Origin of the sequence: Curtobacterium sp. 18060 (assembly GCF_902706105.1) — a bacterium.
Classification (GTDB): domain Bacteria; phylum Actinomycetota; class Actinomycetes; order Actinomycetales; family Microbacteriaceae; genus Curtobacterium.
In genome coordinates this window covers 1-18,527 of sequence record NZ_CACSJV010000002.1, presented here as the reverse complement: position 1 = coordinate 18,527, position 18,527 = coordinate 1, and the positions used below count along the sequence as shown (strand labels likewise).

Sequence of the window (18,527 nt, the reverse complement as noted above, 5' to 3'; positions counted from 1 at the left end):
GTCGGTCACCGACCCCGCAGGAACGGGATCCGCGGCATGAGCCAGTCGACCCACACCACCCGCACCCCCGGGGCCACGGCGAGCGCCCACAGGATCGAGGCCACCGCGTCGGTCGGGTAGTGCACCGCGTCGATCGACACCGAGAAGAACACCACCACGATCGCGACGACCCCGAGCGTCAGTGCGAGTCGGTGCCACCGGGTCTCGCGCAGCAGCCAGATCAGCGCGATCACGAACGCCGTGATGTAGACGGTGTGCCCGCTCGGGTACCCGGGGTCGGGCTGCACCGGGAACGGGTGCGGCAGCACGGCGACGTCGGGCCTGGCGCGGTGGACGATCTCCTTCACGACCGCGGACGGCACCCACGTGATGGCGATCGTGCCGCCGAAGGCCAGGGCCGGACGGAGACTCCGGGTGCGCCACCAGATCACGGCCACGACGACGACGGTGATCCCGATCGCCGGCCCAGGACTGATGACGTGGTAGACCGCCGTGGTGAACGCCCCGATCGCGCCGGTGTGCAGGGCGTTCAGGGCCTTCGACAGTCCGAGGTCGACCGTGCCGAGGGCGAACCCGACGAGCGTGATGACGACCACGGCGATGACCGCGATCGCGACGGAGACGAGCGGGTAGGGCGACGGCTCGAGGATCCCGGTGCCGTCGGACTCCGGTCGGCGGGGGCGGAGCAGCGGCGCGTCGGTCATCCGACCATCGTCCCAGCCCGGACTCCGACCACGGGTCCGGCGAGCCTCTGAAAGCACTCAGCGCAGCCGCCCGCGAGTAGACAGGAGGCATGCCAACCGTTGCCGAGAACATCGTCGCCACCCTCCGCAAGAACGACGTCGCCCGCGTCTACGGCCTGCCGGGGGACTCCCTCAACGGCTTCACCGACGCCCTGCGAAAGGACGGCACGATCCGGTGGGAGCACGTCCGCCACGAGGAGGCCGCTGCGTTCGCCGCGAGCGCCGAGGCCGAACTGACCGGCGAGCTCGCGGTCTGCGCCGGCAGCTGCGGCCCGGGCAACCTGCACCTGATCAACGGCCTGTTCGACGCCAACCGGTCGCGCGTCCCGGTCCTCGCGATCGCCGCGCACATCCCCACCGCCGAGATCGGCTCCGGCTACTTCCAGGAGACCCACCCGCAGGAGCTGTTCCGCGAGTGCTCGGTCTACGTCGAGTACGTCGCCGACCCGACGCAGATGCCCCGCCTGCTCGAGATCGCGATGCGCGAGGCCGTCGAGAAGCGCGGGGTCGCGGTGCTCGTGATCCCCGGCGACGTCCTGCTCGCCGAGGCGAAGGACGACCGCACCACCCGCATCGAGCGCACGACGCCGCGCATCGTGCCGAGCGAGGCCGAGCTGCTCCGCACCGCCGAGCTGCTGAACGGTGCCGACAAGGTCACGATCCTGGCCGGTGCCGGTGTCGCCGGGGCGCACGACGAGGTCATCGCGCTGGCCGAGCGGCTGCAGGCCCCGATCGTGCACGCCCTGCGGGGCAAGGAGCACATCGAGTGGGACAACCCCTACGACGTCGGCATGACGGGCCTGCTCGGCTTCGCGTCCGGGTACCGGGCGATGGAGGACGCCGACGTCGTGCTCATGCTCGGCACCGACTTCCCGTACCAGCAGTTCTTCCCCGCCAAGGCGAAGCACGTGCAGGTCGACATCCGCGGGTCGCAGCTCGGCCGACGACACCCCGTCGACATCGGCCTGGTCGGCACCGTCAAGGACACCGCCCTCGCGCTCATCCCGCTGCTGACCGGTTCGCACCCGACGAAGCACCTCGAGGAATCGCTGAAGCGCTACCGGAAGACCCGCGAGAAGCTCGACGACCTGGCCGTCCCCGCCGGCAAGAAGAAGCCGCTGCACCCGCAGTACGTCGCCCGGGTGCTCGACCGGATCGCCGCGCAGGACGCCGTGTTCATCCCGGACGTCGGCTCCCCCGTGGTGTGGGCGTCGCGCTACCTCACGATGAACGGCAAGCGTCGTCTGATCGGCTCGTTCGTGCACGGCACGATGGCGAACGCCGTCCCGCAGGCGATCGGTGCGCAGACGGCGTTCCCGGACCGCCAGGTGATCGCGCTCGCGGGTGACGGCGGGCTGACGATGCTGCTCGGCGAGCTCATCACGATCGTGCAGAACAAGCTGCCCGTGAAGATCGTCGTGTTCGACAACTCGTCGCTGAACTTCGTGGAGCTCGAGATGAAGGCCGCCGGGTTCGTGAACTACGGCACCGAGCTGCAGAACCCGGACTTCGCCGCGGTCGCCGAGGCGATCGGCATCAAGGGCTTCAAGGTCGACGTGTCCGACGACTTCGAGGACGCGATGGCCGCCGCGCTCGCGCACGACGGCCCCGCGCTCGTCTCGGTGCGCGCGAACCGGCAGGAGCTGTCGATGCCCCCGGCGGTCACGCTCGAGCAGGCGAAGGGCTTCACGCTCTACGCCATCCGCACGGTGCTGTCCGGTCGCGGCGACGAGCTGCTGGACCTCGCGTCGACCAACGCGCGTCAGCTGCTGTAGACGCGACCGCACGGCGGACGGGAGGCCCGTGGCGACGCCGCCCCTCCCTCGCAGGCTCGGTCGGCGCGCCCCGCACAACGCTTCGCGTCGCCGCTGAGCGGGGCGCGCCCGTCCGCTCTGTCGTCACCACCCGAGCGGCTGGCCGTCCTCCAGGAACACGCCGGTCGGGCCCTCCGGGCCCACGCTCGCGGCGGCCGCGACGGTCGCCGCGCTCACCTCGACGGGGCGACCGTGCGGGTACGGCACCCCACCGAGCTCGGTCGCCGTGTAGCCGGGCTCGAGGACCACGAAGCGCACCTCGGGCGCGATGCGGGCGTACTGCACCGTGAGCATCGAGACGGCCGACTTGCTCGCGCCGTAGACCGCGGCCTGCACGGTCGACGCCGCGCTGTCCGGGTCGTGGACCGCCGTGAACGAGCCGAGCGCGCTCCCGACGTTGACGACGAGGGGGCTGGCCGATCGGCGCAGGATCGGCAACGCGGCCTCGGTCGTGCGGACGATGCCGATGGCGTTCGTGTCGAAGACGGCGAGCGCATCCGGTCCGTTCAGCCCCCACATCGCGATGCCGGCGTTGTTGACCAGGACGTCCAGGCCGCCGTTCGCGTCGACGTGCGCGAAGGCTGCGGCGACCGAGTCGTCGTCGCGGACGTCGATCTGGACGGAGCGTGCGCCGATCTCGGCGGCGACGGCCGCTCCCTGGCCGGCGTCGCGAGCGCCGATCCAGACGGTGTGGCCGGCTGCGACGAGCTGGCGGGCGGTTTCCTTGCCGAGGCCACGGGTGGCGCCGGTGATGAGTGTCGTTGTCATGGGTCCAGCGTCGCGCTCGACGCTGTCGGCAGGGAGTCGCCCGGTTGTCGTAGGACTGGTGGGGCCAGGACGAAGGCATCGTAACGACACCGTTTCCTGGCCGTGTCGATTCGTCCGGGTGGTGTGCCCCTCGCGGGTCGTGTCAGTGGCCGGCGGTATCTTGTGCACCATGCTCGATCGCCCCTCACGCTGTAGTGCGGGAAGCTTGCTCGACTTCGCCTTCTACCCAGACGCACCCGAGCCGACGCCAGCCGCGATTGCCGCTGCGGCTGAGGAATTCCACGAGTTGATGCACAGGTCCGGCTGGCTTTGGTCTCCGTACAACTGGCCCCTCGAGAAGCGGCGCTTCACGAAGCGCCTCGAGGACGCGTGCGCCGGCACGCTGGTCCCGGTCGAGCATGTGAAGGACATCGACCGGGGAGCTCACGAGTACCTATTCGAGATCCGATGGAAGATCAAGGTCCTGGAGCAGCTGCCGGACGGCAAGCGGGCGAACCGGTCGGTTGAAGTCCGCCTGTACCATGCCGAGCCATCGACGATGACGGACGTCTTCGTCGGCCTGCACCTGCACGAGAAGCAGATCGTGAAGGGCAACACACGTGCCACGCGCGACCTGCAGGACGCTCAGATCGACATCGCGATCGCCCGCTTCCACGAGGGGCGTCCTGTGCACTGGGGGCTTCCCTGAGTGGACTCCACAGCACCGAGGACATAGAATAAAAGTTATGAACGATGCTACATCTCGGCTCGATGCGCGTGCAGACTCCCTCCTCGAGTCGACGAGCGTTCTGCTTCGAGACCTTGTGGAGCTCCGGCGCAAGCACGGGCTGACGCAAGCAGACGTGGCGGAGCGCATGGGGGTGAGTCAGCCGTCCGTCGCGAAATTCGAACGGTATGACGCGAACCCAACGCAGACGACCATCCAGCGGTACGCGATGGCAGTAGGTGCTCGGATCAGCATGCAGGTCATCGATGACTGCGAGGAGGAGCAGCTGTCGGCAGATCGGTTCTCGCAAGTCGTCAACGTCAACGCGCTCGGAACGTGGTCTCGCGGGCTCGAAGTGAGCCCGAAGGCGTATTCGGCCGAGTACCAGGTGACACGTGGCTGACGGTTCGCCGACGCCCGAGCTCATCGCCATGGTCGAGGCCTCCGAGCTCGTTGGGGTGAGCTACTTCGAGCTGAGCGCTTCGCGCGATGAGGACTCGACAGCGGCTCCGGAAGGCTCCGCCGAGCTCCAGCTGTCGCAAGAAATGGGTTACGGGTACCGGGAGGACGACGCTGCCTTTCGCGTCCGACTCCGCACCACGGTCCGGGCGCCGGGCCAAGGCGACATCGTCGTGGGCCTCAGCGGTGAGTGGTCCTGTGAGGGGAGCGCCCAGGCCATCGATCAGACCACGATGCTCGCCTTCATCAACGAGGTAGCGATGATGGTGCTTCTGCCCTACCTGCGCGAGGCCACTGCCGACCTGAGTCGCCGGGTGTTCGGCAGCGCCTTGCTTCTACCGCTGATCAAACGCGGAGACATCGAGTTCACCGCACAGCACTTGGCGCCGGGAGACACGAACTAGCGCTCGGATCGATGCCGTCCTGCCAGCGGTTCACTGCGAGTAGCTGATGCCACCAGGATCCCTCTCGACTTCGATCACCACAAACTGGCCGACCACACCGGGGGCGTGAGGCGCGCGGTTGTCGTAGGACTGGTGGGGCCAGGACGCGGCCGCGACGTGCGCGCAGACTGGGGGCATGGCGGACACGGACTTCGGGCACACCCTGCGACGGCTCCGCGACCACGTCACACCCGCGGCCGCCGGCATGACCGTCGGGCCACGACGTCGGGCGGCCGGGCTGCGGCGCGAGGAACTCGCGGGCCTCGCGGGGATCTCCGCCGACTACCTGACCCGCCTGGAGCAGGGTCGCGCGACGTCGCCGTCCGCCCAGGTGGTCGAGGCGCTGACGCGTGCCCTCCGGGTCTCGGACGCCGAACGAGAGCTGCTGTACGGGCTCGCCGGGCACGCGACCCCCGGTGCGGAGGTCGTGCCGTCGCGGATCCCGCCGAGCGTGCAGCGGCTGCTCGACCGGCTGGCGGACACCCCGGTCGCGGTGCTCGACGCCGCCGGGAACCTGCTCGTGACCAACGCTCCGCACGAAGCCTTGATGGGGCCGATCGGCGGGATGCGCGGGAACGAACGGAACACCGCCTGGCGGCACCTGGTCGGTGCCGGCAGCCGCGCCGTGCACACGCCCGCGGAACAGGCGGCGTTCGAGGAGAACCTGGTCGCCGGACTCCGGATGACCGCGGCTCGCTACCCGCTCGACCGGCAGTTGCAGCAGCTCGTGCGGGACCTGCGGGCGGCGAGCCCGCGGTTCGTCGAACTGTGGGACTCGGGTGCGACGACCCTGGGCGAGACGGCCCGCCGCAAGGTGATCGACCACCCCGACGTCGGGCTCATCACGCTCGACTGCGACACCCTGGTCGTCGGGCCGGAGGACCTGCGGATCCTGGCGTACACGGCGGTGCCGGGGTCGGTGGACGCCGAGCGGTTGGCGCTGGCGATCGTGCTGGGGACGCAGTCGTTGGTGGAGTGAGCACTCGCCCCCAATTCGTGGGGGATGCTCGCGACGTGGCCCTCAGCCCGTTCCAAGGTTGGCTACGATCCGAGAGCGCCGGCTTCCGGCGATCTCAGACGTCCGGTCTCCTGCCGGACTGCACACCCGAGGGGACCACCCGTGCAGCACAGCACTGCAACACTTCGACGCGCCTGCGCGATCGGCGCGACCATCGCCGTCATCGGCCTGAGCACCGGCTTCGGCGCGTTGACGGCCACGACCGCCTTCGCCGACGAGCAGCCCGTAACGCCGACGAGCACCGCGATCGCGTCCCCGGCGCAGGGCACTGACAGCACGGCCGACGGCGCTGACGAGTCGGCTCCGCCGGTTCCCGCGGCGACGTCCACGCCGACGGCCGAGGTGCCAGCTGATCCCACCGCGGAACCGTCCCTGCCGGTCAGCACGCCGGCCGCGACTGCGACTCCCGATCCCACCGCGCCCGTCGCAGCAGAACCGGCCGCGACGCCGACCGTGACGATCACCGGGGACGCGACCGTCGGCAGCACCCTGACGGCGACCGGGCACGACTTCACCGGCGACCTGGCCTACGCGTGGACCAGCGGTGACACGTCCTTGCCGGTCACCGCCGACTCGTACGTCGTCGCTGCCGCGGACGCCGGCAAGACCATCAGCGTCACGATCACCAGCGACACCGACGAGTCCGCGACGACCACGACGGCCGTCGTCACGCAGGAGGCGGCCTTCCCGGAGGCCTCGACCGAAGACGACCCGATCACGTTCTCCGCGGTCGCCGGTGAGCGTTTCACCCATACGTTCGCCGCAGAGGGCTTCCCCGCACCGACGTACTCGGCCGCCTACTACTCGCTCGACGATCCGTACGCGAGCGAGGACGACGGTGACGAGTCCGGGTACCTGCCGTACGGCCTGTCCCTGGACCACGCCACCGGCGCGCTCTCCGGGAAGCCCCGCTACTCCGGCACCTACGCGTTCCGCATCGTGGCGACGAGCGGCACCACGACCGCCTCGCAGTACGTCAACATCACGATCGACGCCGCCGCACCGCTCGGCGTGGAGGTCACCGCCGAGGACAAGGACACCTTCCTCACCGCGCACTCCACCAGCTGGGTCATCGAACGCGACGGCACCGTCTGGACGTTCGAGAACGAGACCACCCGTCAGCCCGACGGTGGGTACATCGGGTTCGGGGTCGGGTTCGAGGGCGGCCAGCCCACCATCGACCAGGGCGGGACCCTGCTCGTCAGCGGCCACCTGGTCGACCGCTTCGGCAACGAGGTCGACGACGCCGACGGCTACCCGGTGCCGTTCACGGTGACCTCGGATCACGCTTCCGACGTCATCACGCCGAGCCGCGATCCGTGGGTCGCGACCGACGTCACGTTCCCCGAGGCGTCGACGCACTCCCTCGAGGTCGCCTCGAGCGGGTTCGCGACCGCCTTCACGGTCGACGTCCAGCCCACCGCGGCTCTGGCCGTCTCCCCCACGGGCACGGTCGCCACTCCGACCGTGACCACGGGCGAGCTCGCCTACACGGGGTCGGACGCGATGCACCTGCTCCCCTGGGCCGGCGGCCTCGCCGTCACCGGTGCAGCGGTCATCGCACTGCAGGCCTCCCGCCGTCGGAAGCAGCACTGACGTGGCGACGAAGAAGCTCATCCCCGAAACCGCGCTCGTCGCCTACCTGGTCGGCGTGCCCCTGGCCGCAATGGGTGCGATCGCGGCGCTGAGCCTCGGCGGTGTCCAAGGTGCCGTCGCCGGGGCATCGGCGTTCATCGGCGGCGTCCTGTTCGTGTGCACCGGCATGGTCGTCAGCGCGGTCGATCGGCGCTGATCCCTCGTCAGGCACTGCGGGCGAGATGGCCCGCGACTCTCGCTCGACAGTGGCGCCAGGTCGAAGCGGTGCTCACGCACGATCACACGTGGCGTCCCTGACGCAGAGCTGGTGGAAGAACGAAGGCCCCGCGAGCGGGGCCTTCGGCTGGCGACGTTCCGGTAGCCGGCCCGTCGTGCTTCCACCGTACCGGTCCGCGCGAGGCGTCGGCACCCCCGATCCAGTCCGGACGGAGGCGCTGCCGGCTACGCCGCGTCCTCGACGTCGAACACCACGACCCGAGCACTCGCCCCGCCGATGAACTCGGCCACCGGCCGGTGCTCCGGGTGCGGCAGGTACCCGGCGAGCGCCGCCCGATCACGGAACCGCACCACGAGCATCCAGTGGAACCCGCCCTCCAGCCCCTCGGTGCTCACGCTCGTCCCCGACTGCACCGACTCGACACCGTCGATACGGGGCAGCTGCTCTCGCGACAGGGCGTCAGCCTCGGACGACCGGTCCGCTCCGTCCCACTCGACCAGCACGGTGTGCGTCACTCCTGACACGTGGTCTCCTCGTCTGTCTCGACGCCGATCAGAACGCGGGCGTTCCGCCGGCGATCGTGATCGTCGACCCTGACTGGTAGCTCGACTCCGGGCTCACCAGGTGCACGTACGCGGCACCGAGCTCGGCGGGCTGTCCGGGCCGGCCGAACGGCGAGGTCTCGCCGAAGTGCGACACCGTCTCGGCGTCGTCGGAGCCCGGCTGCAGCGGCGTCCACACCGGTCCGGGGGCGACGGAGTTCACACGGATGCCCTTCGGCGCGAGCTGCTGGGCGACGGCCTCGGTGAAGAGCTTGATCGCACCCTTCGACACGGCGTAGTCGATCTTGTCGGCCGAGGGCGTCGATGCCTGGATCGAACCGGTCGTCACGATGGTGGAGCCCGGCTCGAGGTGCGGCACCGCTGCCTTGGTCAGCCAGAACAGCGAGTAGATGTTGGTCTTGAACGTCGAGTCGAACATCGACGTGTCGAGGGTCAGGATGTCCTCGTTGCTGTCCATGCGGCCGGCGACCATGACCAGGGTGTCGAGCCCGCCGAACTCGTCGACGCCCTTCTGCACCAGGTCCTTGCAGTACTGCTCGTCGGAGATGTCCCCCGGGAACAGGACGGCGCGACGCCCCTCGGACTCGAGCAGGTCGCGGACCTGTTCGGCGTCCTGCTGCTCGTCCGGCAGGTAGGACAGCACCAGGTCGGCACCCTCACGCGAGAGGGCGATGGCGGCGGCGCGACCGATGCCGGAGTCGGCGCCGGTGATGATGCCCCGGTAGCCGGTGAGGCGTTCCCGGCCGACGTAGCTCTCTTCGCCGTGGTCGGGCTTCGGGTCCATCTTCCACGCGGCGCCCGGCAGCGACTGCTCCTGCTTCGGGTACGGCGGGGCCGGGTAGAGGGTGTTCGGGTCGCGCTTGTCGTACTGGCTCATGCGTTCCACTGTCGTCGTCGCGCGTGGACGCGCGTTCAGCCGCTGCGGTCCTGGGACACGGCTGATGACGGACGGGAGGCCCGTGGCGGCGTCGCCACGGGCCTCCCGTCCGCCACGTGGTTCAGACGCCGGCCGTGGTCCGGATCCAGGACGAGGCCTGCGACAGCAGGGCGTAGTTCGAGCCGGCCTTGGTGTCGGCGCCGGGGTCGGCGCTGTCACCGGTGGAGCAGACGGCGACGACCTTGCCGTTCACGAGCAGCGGGCCGCCGGAGTCGCCGTGGTTCGAGGCACCGGTCACGCCGGTGAGGTGCTGCGCACGACCGCTGTACGCGTCGGTGCTCGCACCTGTGAGCGAGACGGTGGCCTGGTAGAGGCCGTCGGACTGGGTCGCGTTCGCGCGCAGGCCGTAGCCCTGGATGGTGCCGGTTCCGCTCGACTTGGCGGTCGCGGTGAGGTCGAGCGGGGCGTAGGTGGACAGCGAGTAGGCGCTCTTCAGGTGCACGAGCGCGATGTCGCCGGCCGGTGCGGCGGAGACCCGGTCGACGGCGACGGCGGTGCCCCGGTTGGTCGTGGAGTTCGAGTGGTAGACGTTCATCGCACCGATGCCGTCGATGCAGTGGCGGGCGGTGAGGATCCACGAGGCGTTGATCTGCTCGCCGGTGCAGTTGCTGACGTAGCCCGACGGGATGGAGCCGCCCGACGCTTCGAGCTGGACCGCCCACGAGGTGGTGGGGGCCTTCTCGCCGCCGACGACCTTCGTGCTGGCCGGCAGTGCCGAGGCGGGTGACGCGGCGAACACACCCGCGGTGATGACGGCCGCGGCGGCGAACGCGGCTGCGATGGACTTCTTCATGACGACTCCTCTGTCGGGGGAAGCACCTGACCCGTTGCGTTGTGCAACTGGTCAGCATCCTGACCCTCGTTCGGGGGCCGCGCCAGTCCGCACTTCGGCGGACGGGGCCGCCCTAGGATCGTGTCGACCGGGAAACCGAAGGAGCGACATGAGCACGAACACCGCTCGGAGGACGCGCCCGACCGTCGTCACCATCGCGTCCGGCATCTGGTGCGCTGTGGTGCTCGTCCGCCTCGGGTTCCTGGTCGTCGCGGTGGTGAACACCGACGGTGGGCTCGCCGTCGCACTGGTCGGCGCGTTCATCGGCCTCGCCTTCGCGGCCCTGTTCGTCTGGCTGGCGATCCGGATGGCCCGCGGATCGGGGTCCGCGCGGCTCTGGCTCGCCATCGTGGCCGGCTTCGCCGTGGTGAACACCGTGGTCGGGCTCGTGCTCGGCGCAGGGGCCGTGGGCTTCCTCTACCCGATCGCCCTCGTCGCCGCGACGGTCCTGAGCTACCTGCCGACCACGCGAGGGTTCTTCCCGAAGACCGAGCGCCGCGTTCGACCCGCCGAACCCCGCACGGTCGGCTGGGACCCGACGACAGGTGAACGCATCACCGAGCCGGCACCCACCGACGGACGCGCCGGCTGACGGATCAGCGGCCCCGTCAGCACGGACGGGCCCGCGGCCATCACCAGCCGCGCCCGCCCGGAGATCGCTCGCGCGAGGACCTAGACCGACTCGGCCTCCGGCACCAACGCGCGCACCTGCGACGCGGCACCGAGCGCCACGGCGTCCGACCCGAGGGTCGACTGCGCCAGCCGGATCGTCGCGCCGCTCACCGGGGGCTCGGCCGCGATCGCCGCGGTGATGGCCGGTTCGAGCAGGTCCCACGACCGCGCGATGCCGCCGCCGATCACGATCGTCGTGACGTCGAGGATCCCCGCGGTGAGCAGGGCGGCGCGCGCCAGCCCCCACCCCGCGGCCTGGAACACGGCCGCGGCGTCCGTGTCACCGGCACGTGCGGCGACCGCGACGTCGCGCGCCGACAGCCGCAGGCCGGATCGTTCGGCGTACCGGTCGGCGATGCCGCGGGCGCCCGCGATGGTCTCGAGGTGTCCGACCTGTCCGCAGGTGCACAGCGCGTCGCCGAAGCCCGGCACGTGGCCGATCTCACCGGCGGCGCCGCGCGGCCCCGCGAACAGCCGTCCGCCGAGCACGAACGCACCGCCGACCCCGGTGCCGAGGGTCATCCCGAGCACGTCGGACTCCCCCGCGACGGCACCCGTGGCGATCTCGCCGAGCAGGAACGCGTTCACGTCGTTGTCGAGCGTCGCCGGCACGCCGAGGGCGTCGTTGACCGCGCGGGTCACGCCGTAACCGGCCCAGCCGGTGAACGAGTTGCCCGTCACGAGGACGGTGCCCGTGGCCGCGTCGACCACGCCGGCCGCGCCCACCCCGACACCCGTCAAGGAGGCCCGGTGCCGGACGAGCAGGCCCGTCACCGCCCCGACGGCGGCCGTCACGATCGCCGCCCCACCCGCGTGGGCGGGCGTCGGCAGATCGACGCGGTCGATGACCTCGAGGTCGGGGGTCGTCAGCACGACCTTGGTGTTCGTGCCGCCGACGTCGACGCCGGCGATCACCCGGGTCACGCGGTCACCGCCGCGAGCGAGGCGAGACGCTCCGTCCGGCGCTGCCGTTGCAGGACGGGGTCCGGCACGGGTACGGCGGCGAGCAGGCGCCTGGTGTAGTCGGTGGTGGGGTGGAGCAGGGTCGTGCCGGTGGTGCCCTGCTCCTCGACGACGCCCTGGCGCATCACCACGACGCGTTCGGCGAAGTGTTGCACGACGGCCAGGTCGTGCGAGACGAACAGGCACGCGAACCCCAGGTCGTCCTGCAGTTCACCGAGGACCTCGAGCACGGTCTCCTGCACGCTGACGTCGAGCGCCGAGGTCGGTTCGTCGGCGACGAGCAACCGCGGCTCGAGCACCAGGGCACGGGCGAGCGAGACCCGCTGGCGCTGCCCGCCGGAGAGTTCGCGCGGGGCACGGGACGCCAGGGTCCGCGGCAGCCGGACGGCGTCGAGCACCTCGTCGATCCGCCGACGACGGTCCGCCGACGACATCCCACGGCGGTGCACGGCGAGCGGTTCGGCGATGCACTCCGCCACGGACATCCGGGCGTCGAGCGAGGCCACCGGGTCCTGCAGCACGACGCCGATGCCGGACCGGAGCGCCCGGCGATCACGACCACGGGCGCTGCGCAGGTCCTGCCCGAACAGCGACACCGTGCCGGACGTCGGCGTGATGAGCCCGAGCGCCACCCGGGCCGCGGTGGACTTGCCGGAGCCGGACTCGCCGACCAGGCCGACCGTCTCGCCCGCGTGCACGGCGATGTCGATCCCCTGCAACGCGTGGACGGCGCGCGCCCCGCGCCCGAACGTCACCGTGACGTCCCGCAGGTCGACCACCGGGGCCGCACCGGGCCTCCCGGCCGCCGCGTCAGCGGACCCCGTGTCGACCGGAGCGGCGGGACGGTCGCCCGCCACGTCGAGCCGCGGCACCGCGGCGAGCAGCCGCTTCGTGTACTCGTGCTCCGGACGGAGCAGGACGTCCTCGACGCTGCCGGTCTCGACGATCTCGCCCTGCAGCATGACCGCGACGCGGTCTGCGAAGTCCGCGACGACGCCCATGTTGTGCGTCACGAGCAGCACGCCCGTGCCGGTGTCGACGGCGAGCTTCCGGAGCAGTTCGAGGATCTCGGCCTGCACGGTCACGTCGAGGGCGGTCGTCGGCTCGTCCGCGATGAGCAGCTTCGGCGAGTTCGCGATCGCCATCGCGATCACCACGCGCTGGCGTTGCCCACCCGACAGCTGGAACGGGAACGACCGCGTGCGCGACTCGGGGTCGGGGATGCCGACGCGGCGGAGCAGGTCGACGGCCTCGGCCGCGGCCTGCGCGGCGGTGACCGTTCGGTGGTTCCGGATCACCTCGGCGATCTGCGCGCCGACCCGGGTGAGCGGGTCGAGGGCCGTCGCGGGCTCCTGGAAGACCATCGAAACCGTCGAGCCCCGCAGGGCACGGAGCGACGGTTCGGGAGCACCGACGACCTCGTGACCGGCGACGAGCGCGCTGCCCGTCGCCGTCGCGTTGCCGGAGAGCAGCCCCATCGCGGCGAGCGCCACCGTGGACTTGCCGGAGCCGGACTCGCCGACCAGGGCGAGCGTCTCGCCGGGCGCGACCGACAGGGACACGCCCCGGACGGCCGACACGGTGCCCGACTCGGTGCTGAACGAGACGCCGAGGTCGGTCGTCCGCAGGATCGGTTCGGTGGTCATCAGCGGCCCCTCACGTCGAAGGCGTCCCGGAGTCCGTCGCCCACGGCGTTGAACGCGCAGACGATCAGGATCACGGCCAGACCCGGCGGCACGATGAGCCACCAGCGTCCGGAGTACGCGGCGGTGAGTCCCGCCGAGAGCATGCCGCCCCAGTCCGTCGCGGGCGGCTGCACGCCGAGCCCGAGGTACGAGACGTAGGCGACGAGCAGGATCGCGTCGGCGACCTGGAAGGTGGCGGCGACGACGATCGTGGACACCGAGTTCGGCAGCAGGTGCTTGCCGATGGCGCGGGCGTGCGAGCCGCCGATCGCGCGCAGGGTGAGCACGTAGTCGCGGTTCTTCAGCGTCAGGGTCTCGGCGCGGATCAGGCGGGACGGCACCAGCCACGACACCAGCCCGAGGATCAGGATGAGCCCGGCGACGCCGGGGGTCGTGATGGCCGAGATGACGAGCAGGATGAACAGCGCCGGGATCGCGATGCCCGCGTCGACGACGCGCATCATCAGCGCGTCGACCCAGCCGCCGACGTAGCCCGCGACGGAACCCCACAGGGTGCCGACGACGGTGGCCAGGACCCCGGCGGCGATGCCGACCATGAGCGAGACCTTGCCGCCGTACATCAGCCGGCCGAGCACGTCGTGACCGACGGCGTCGGTGCCGAGCCAGTGCGCCGCGCTCGGACCCTGGTTCGCCTGCTCGAGCAGGGTGTGGGTCTGGTCGGTCGGGTACAGGAACGGCCCGACGAAGCAGAACAGGACGATGACGACGATCACGGCCAGGCCGATCACGGCGAGCGTGTTGCCGCGGAACCGGCGGGCGGCGAGCCGGAACCCGGTGGCCGCGACGGTGACGGGAGCGCCCGGTGCTTCGGGTGCCAGTTGTACGGCGCTCATGCGCGGCTCGCCTTCACTCGCGGATCGATGAGGGACTGCGCGACGTCGGCGAGCAGGGTGCCGATGACGGTCGCGATGGAGATGACGAGGACGCAGCCGAGCAGCGTCGGGTAGTCCGACGACTGCGCCGCGTTCCAGAACAGGAGCCCCATGCCGGGGTAGTTGAACAGCTGCTCGGTGACGAGGGCACCGCCGAACAGCACGGGCAGGTAGTAGCCGAGCATCGCGACGACGGGCGTCAGCGAGTTCCGGAACACGTGCCGGCGCAGGATCGTCATCGTCGACGCACCACCGGCGCGGGCGGTGCGGACGTAGTCCTCCTGCAGGTTCTCGAGGGTCGAGGCCCGCATGTACCGGCTGAACACGGCGATCATCGCGAGCGCTCCGGTGACGACGGGCAGGACGAGCCCGGCGGGGTCCTGGAACACCTCGGCGAGCGTGGTGCCGCTCGGCGCCTGCGACGGCAGCCACGGCAGTTGCTGGCTGAACACGATGATCAGGATGAGGCCGAGGAAGAAGGCCGGCGTCGAGTAGAAGACGAAGGCCAGCGCGGTGGCGGCGTAGTCGACCGCGCCGTTGCGGCGGGCGGCCTGGAGCATGCCGACCGGGATCGCGACGACGAGGCCGAGGACGGCGGAGATGCCGGTGAGGACGAGGGTCTTCGGCAGGCGTTCGGCGATGAGCTGCGACACCGGTTCGTTGAGCGTGTACGAGGTGCCGAGGTCACCGGTGAGCAGGCGGCCGAGGAACCGCAGGTACTGCACCGGCAGCGCCTGGTCGAGTCCCTGCGCCTGGTTGAACGCGGTGATCTGCGCGGGCGTCGCGGAGACGCCGAGGACACCGCGGGCGGGTCCGCCGGGCAGCGCGTGCAGCAGGCAGAACACCACGATCGTGACGATGAGGATCACCGCGAGCGCCTGCAGGACGCGCCTGGTGAGGTAGAGAGCTGTGGTCATGCGGCTTCCGTCGTCTGGGTTGTTGCGTCGGAGCGGACGGGAGGCGCGGTGTGCGTCGGGCGCACACCGCGCCTTCCGTCCGTGGTCACGGTCCTACTTGTTCCACTTCCACTGGGCCGGGTGGAAGTTGGCGAGCGAGTCCTGGTCGAACCCGGACAGGCCCTTCTTGACGACCGAGATCTGGTAGTCGGGGCTCGGCAGCCAGATCACCGGCAGGTCCTTCGCGACCGCGGCGCTGTAGTCCTGCACGGCGGTGGCGTCGGTCGAGGTGGTGGTCGCATCGATGAGGTCGTCGACCTGCTTGTTCGAGTAGCTGCCGAAGTTCGCCGAACCACCGGTCGAGAAGAGCGACTCACCGGTCGGGTAGGCCGGGAAGTACCAGCTGCCCGCGGTGCCGAAGAACGACAGGTCCCAGTCGCAGCTGGCCTCGTCGCTCGTGCAGGTCGGGGTCTGCGAGAGCACGCTCGACACCGGCGCGGTCTTGATGGTGAAGCCGATGCCGGTCTTCGCGAGCGAGGACTGGATCGCGCTCATCATGTTGTCGGTCACGGTCGAGCCGGACTGCGACAGGACACCCATGGTGAACTTCGTGCCATTCTTCACGCCCTCACCGCACTGGCTGTCGGACGTGCCGGGGTCGGTGCAGACCATCGTGCCGCCCTGCTCCTCCCAGCCGTGGCTGGTCAGCAGGTCCTTGGCCTTCGACGTGCTGAACGGGTACGGGTTGTCCTTCTGCACGTCGGAGACGTAGTCGGACTCCTGCGCCTGCGGGATCGGGCCGTAGGTCGAGGTGGCGGTGCCGTTGAAGACGACCTTCGACAGGGACTTCTGGTCGATCGACATCTGCACGGCCTGGCGGGCGTACAGCTGCTTGAAGACGGCGCCCATGTCCGGGTTGTTGAAGTTGTACGGCATGTAGGTGATGGCCCAGCCGGTCCACGGCTCGACCTCGTAGCCCTTCGCCGTGAACGAGGACTCCTGGTCCATGTCCGTGGCGTTGATGTAGCCGTAGTCGACCTCGCCGGAGCGGACCGCGTTCACCTCGGCGTCGGCCGTCGTGAACGGCAGCAGGTTGACGGTCGTGATCGAGGGCTTCTCGCCGCCGTCGTACTTCGTGTTCGCGGTGAGGGTGACCTTGCCGGCGGTGGTGAACGCCTTCACGCCGTAGGGACCGGAGATGGTCTTCCACAGGTCGTCGGTGGCGTAGTCGGAGATCTTGCCGGCCGCGGTGTTCAGGTACTTCCAGACCTGCTTCGCGCCGGCGGTGGTCTCGTCGGCGTCGGTGACCTTGGCGCTCGCGCTCGTCTTGTCCCAGGCGTGCTGCGGCAGCGGGATGATGTGGCTCAGCTGGTTGGCGAGCATCCAGTCCGAGTTGTACGCCTTGTCGAACGTGATCGTGAAGTGGGTGTCGTCGACGGTCTTGAACGAGGTCCAGTTGTCCGGCGCCTTGCCCTTCGAGTACGAGCCCCACTGGTCCTTGTTCGCCTTGATCAGGTTGAACCAGAACTCGACGTCGCGGCTCGTGATCGCCTCGCCGTCGGACCAGTGCCGGTCACCGAGGGTGATCTCGACGCTCTTGCCGTCGTCGGCGAACTCCGCGTCCGTGGCGACGGACCCGTCCTTGTTCCACGCGATCTTGCCGGTGGAGCCGTCGTACGCGACGAGCGGCTCGTACAGCGACTGCGCGATGGAGCCGTTGTTCGTGTTGAGGTGCGCGGCGGTGCCGATCGGCAGGATCCAGTTGGGCGTGAAGTTCGCAGGAAGGGCGTAGTTGATCTCGTCCGGATTCGCGTTCGAGGTGGCGGAACCGCCCCCGGAACATCCGGCGAGCAGGGCGCTCACGGCGATCGCTGCTCCGGTGAGGAGCGCCCAGCGGCGGGGCTTGGTCATGTGTGTCTCCTGGTGCGTGGGAGTTCTGGGGAGGTGGAGCACGCGTGCCGAGCGGCACGGACACAGTCAATGGCCAAAGCCGTTGGAAAAACAAACATCTTCGTGTAAAAACTGCGTTTCTGCCGTTTGGACGAAAGGGTGAACGGGCCGTTCCGCCGGTTAGGCTCCGGGTGTTCGGTCGGTTCGACCGTCGTTTCCCCCGGATTGGAGAAAGTCGTGACGGACCTCTCTGCTCGCGTCCTCGAACTCGTAGCGTCGGGTCAGGCCGCGAGTCGCACCGAGATCGCCACACTGCTCGGCGCCGCTCCGTCGACGGTGTCGCACGTCGTCACCCAGCTGCTGTCGCACGGGCTGCTCGCAGAAGAGGGCACCGACGTCTCGACCGGCGGGCGTCCCCGCAAGGTCCTCCGCATCGGCGGCGTCGACGAGTACGCGGTCGCCGCGGACGTCGGCGGCGGGCACGCGCGGGTCGGGATCGTGCTGCCGGGAGGCGCGCTCGAGTCGGTCGCGAACGTCCCGTTCGCACTCTCCGACGGTCCGACCGCCGGCCTGCAGCGACTGGCCGGCCTGCTCGAGCGGCTCGCCGACGACCGTGGCCGCGCCGGTCTACGCGGGGTCGGGCTCAGCCTGCCCGGTCCCGTCGACGTCGAGGCCGGTGTCGTCGACCTGCCGAGCCGGATGCCGGGCTGGAACGGGTTCCCGGTGGCCGCCTGGCTGTCCGACCGCTTCGGCCTGCCGGCGATCGTCGACAACGACGCGAACTGCATGGCCGCCGGCGAGCAGAGCGTGCAGCCTCCGGGACGCCGGCAGACCATCACGATCAAGGCCGGATCGGCGATCGGCGCGGGCATCGTCATCGACGGCCGCCTGTACCGCGGGTCCACGGGTTCGGCCGGGGACATCACCCACGTGCGGATCGACGCCGCCGGTGACACCCCCTGCTCGTGCGGGAACACCGGGTGCCTCGAGACCGTCGCGTCCGGAGCTGCCCTGGTGCGGATCCTGTCGGGCGCCGGGGTCGACGTCTCCTCGACCGCCGACGTCGTCCGACTCGCCTCGGATGCCCACCCCGAGGCCACCCGTGCCGTGCGCCTGGCCGGTCGGTACCTCGGCGAGGTGCTCGCGGCCAACGTGAACTTCTTCAACCCGGACGCCGTCTACCTGGGCGGCATCCTCTCCACCCTCGACCCGTTCATCGCGGCCGTGCGCAGTCAGCTCTACGAGAGCTGCCACCCGCTCATGACGCAGCACCTGGCCATCGAGCCGGTGTCGCTCGGTGCCGATGCCGGGCTCGTCGGTGCCGGGCAGTTCGCACTGCAGCGGGGCCTCGCCGCGTCGCTCGAGGAGCTGTCCACCCCCATCCCGCAGTCCACCACCAGGAACAGGAGCGTCCGTGTCTGAGACCGTGCCC

General features: G+C 70.4%; 19 protein-coding genes. 9 read left to right on the top strand and 10 right to left on the bottom strand.

Annotated features, from left to right (window positions below):
- Nucleotides 1-5: 5 nt before the first annotated feature.
- Complete coding sequence (locus GVL05_RS01415) at nt 6-704, bottom strand: phosphatase PAP2 family protein (protein WP_131844859.1); 699 nt, start codon at nt 702-704, stop codon at nt 6-8.
- Between the two features lie 89 nt (nt 705-793).
- Here GVL05_RS01415 and poxB point away from each other — a divergent pair, with 89 nt between their 5' ends.
- Nucleotides 794-2,518 carry a ubiquinone-dependent pyruvate dehydrogenase gene (gene poxB, locus GVL05_RS01410; RefSeq protein ID WP_159570631.1) on the top strand — a complete coding sequence of 575 codons (1,725 nt, stop codon included), beginning with the start codon at nt 794-796 and terminating at the stop codon, nt 2,516-2,518.
- A gap of 123 nt (nt 2,519-2,641) precedes the next feature.
- Here the strand turns inward: poxB and GVL05_RS01405 are convergent, their stop codons facing one another.
- Nucleotides 2,642-3,325: an SDR family NAD(P)-dependent oxidoreductase gene (locus GVL05_RS01405; RefSeq protein ID WP_159570628.1), complete on the bottom strand. Its 684-nt coding sequence runs from the start codon at nt 3,323-3,325 to the stop codon at nt 2,642-2,644.
- A 169-nt stretch (nt 3,326-3,494) separates the two neighbouring features.
- On the opposite strand from GVL05_RS01405, the gene GVL05_RS01400 reads away from it, so the two are divergent.
- The 6 genes from GVL05_RS01400 to GVL05_RS01375 all read left to right on the top strand — a co-directional run bounded on the left by GVL05_RS01400 (nt 3,495) and on the right by GVL05_RS01375 (nt 7,743).
- Nucleotides 3,495-4,013 (top strand): hypothetical protein, encoded by a 519-nt coding sequence (locus GVL05_RS01400; RefSeq protein WP_159570625.1) that lies wholly within the window; start codon nt 3,495-3,497, stop codon nt 4,011-4,013.
- Nucleotides 4,014-4,050: 37 nt separating this feature from the next.
- The gene (locus tag GVL05_RS01395) at nt 4,051-4,434 is read left to right on the top strand and encodes a helix-turn-helix transcriptional regulator (protein WP_159570622.1); all 384 of its coding nucleotides are present in this window, start codon (nt 4,051-4,053) and stop codon (nt 4,432-4,434) included.
- Nucleotides 4,427-4,894: a hypothetical protein gene (locus tag GVL05_RS01390; protein ID WP_159570619.1), complete on the top strand. Its 468-nt coding sequence runs from the start codon at nt 4,427-4,429 to the stop codon at nt 4,892-4,894. Before GVL05_RS01395 ends, GVL05_RS01390 begins: the two co-directional genes overlap by 8 nt.
- A 175-nt stretch (nt 4,895-5,069) precedes the next feature.
- The gene (locus tag GVL05_RS01385; RefSeq protein ID WP_159570616.1) at nt 5,070-5,912 is read left to right on the top strand and encodes a helix-turn-helix transcriptional regulator; all 843 of its coding nucleotides are present in this window, start codon (nt 5,070-5,072) and stop codon (nt 5,910-5,912) included.
- A 141-nt stretch (nt 5,913-6,053) separates the two neighbouring features.
- The gene (locus GVL05_RS01380) at nt 6,054-7,547 is read left to right on the top strand and encodes a putative Ig domain-containing protein (protein WP_159570613.1); all 1,494 of its coding nucleotides are present in this window, start codon (nt 6,054-6,056) and stop codon (nt 7,545-7,547) included.
- 1 nt (nt 7,548) lies between these two features.
- Complete coding sequence (locus GVL05_RS01375; protein ID WP_159570610.1) at nt 7,549-7,743, top strand: hypothetical protein; 195 nt, start codon at nt 7,549-7,551, stop codon at nt 7,741-7,743.
- 245 nt (nt 7,744-7,988) lie between these two features.
- Here the strand turns inward: GVL05_RS01375 and GVL05_RS01370 are convergent, their stop codons facing one another.
- From GVL05_RS01370 to GVL05_RS01360, 3 genes are all read right to left on the bottom strand, one after another.
- On the bottom strand, nt 7,989-8,288 hold the full coding sequence (locus GVL05_RS01370) for a Dabb family protein (protein WP_159570607.1): 300 nt from the start codon (nt 8,286-8,288) through the stop codon (nt 7,989-7,991).
- Nucleotides 8,289-8,316: 28 nt separating this feature from the next.
- Nucleotides 8,317-9,204 (bottom strand): SDR family oxidoreductase, encoded by an 888-nt coding sequence (locus GVL05_RS01365; RefSeq protein WP_123937265.1) that lies wholly within the window; start codon nt 9,202-9,204, stop codon nt 8,317-8,319.
- A gap of 121 nt (nt 9,205-9,325) precedes the next feature.
- Entirely contained in the window at nt 9,326-10,057 is a 732-nt protein-coding gene (locus GVL05_RS01360) for a trypsin-like serine protease (RefSeq protein WP_123294589.1), read from the bottom strand.
- Between the two features lie 148 nt (nt 10,058-10,205).
- Between GVL05_RS01360 and GVL05_RS01355 the strand changes: the two genes are divergently transcribed.
- On the top strand, nt 10,206-10,688 hold the full coding sequence (locus GVL05_RS01355; protein WP_131922058.1) for a hypothetical protein: 483 nt from the start codon (nt 10,206-10,208) through the stop codon (nt 10,686-10,688).
- Between the two features lie 80 nt (nt 10,689-10,768).
- Here GVL05_RS01355 and GVL05_RS01350 read toward each other — a convergent pair whose 3' ends face one another.
- The 5 genes from GVL05_RS01350 to GVL05_RS01330 form a co-directional block, all read right to left on the bottom strand.
- Entirely contained in the window at nt 10,769-11,692 is a 924-nt protein-coding gene (locus GVL05_RS01350; RefSeq protein ID WP_200849133.1) for an ROK family protein, read from the bottom strand.
- Nucleotides 11,689-13,377: an ABC transporter ATP-binding protein gene (locus GVL05_RS01345; protein ID WP_159570604.1), complete on the bottom strand. Its 1,689-nt coding sequence runs from the start codon at nt 13,375-13,377 to the stop codon at nt 11,689-11,691. The genes GVL05_RS01350 and GVL05_RS01345 overlap by 4 nt, the downstream gene beginning before the upstream one ends.
- Nucleotides 13,377-14,270: an ABC transporter permease gene (locus tag GVL05_RS01340; protein ID WP_111085912.1), complete on the bottom strand. Its 894-nt coding sequence runs from the start codon at nt 14,268-14,270 to the stop codon at nt 13,377-13,379. The genes GVL05_RS01345 and GVL05_RS01340 overlap by 1 nt, the downstream gene beginning before the upstream one ends.
- Nucleotides 14,267-15,226, bottom strand: coding sequence for an ABC transporter permease (locus tag GVL05_RS01335; protein ID WP_131844871.1), 960 nt, complete (start codon nt 15,224-15,226; stop codon nt 14,267-14,269). The genes GVL05_RS01340 and GVL05_RS01335 overlap by 4 nt, the downstream gene beginning before the upstream one ends.
- 93 nt (nt 15,227-15,319) lie before the next feature.
- Nucleotides 15,320-17,116: a peptide ABC transporter substrate-binding protein gene (locus tag GVL05_RS01330; protein ID WP_131881022.1), complete on the bottom strand. Its 1,797-nt coding sequence runs from the start codon at nt 17,114-17,116 to the stop codon at nt 15,320-15,322.
- A 216-nt stretch (nt 17,117-17,332) separates the two neighbouring features.
- Between GVL05_RS01330 and GVL05_RS01325 the strand changes: the two genes are divergently transcribed.
- Entirely contained in the window at nt 17,333-18,517 is a 1,185-nt protein-coding gene (locus GVL05_RS01325; protein ID WP_111085915.1) for an ROK family protein, read from the top strand.
- The last annotated feature ends 10 nt before the right edge of the window (nt 18,518-18,527 follow it).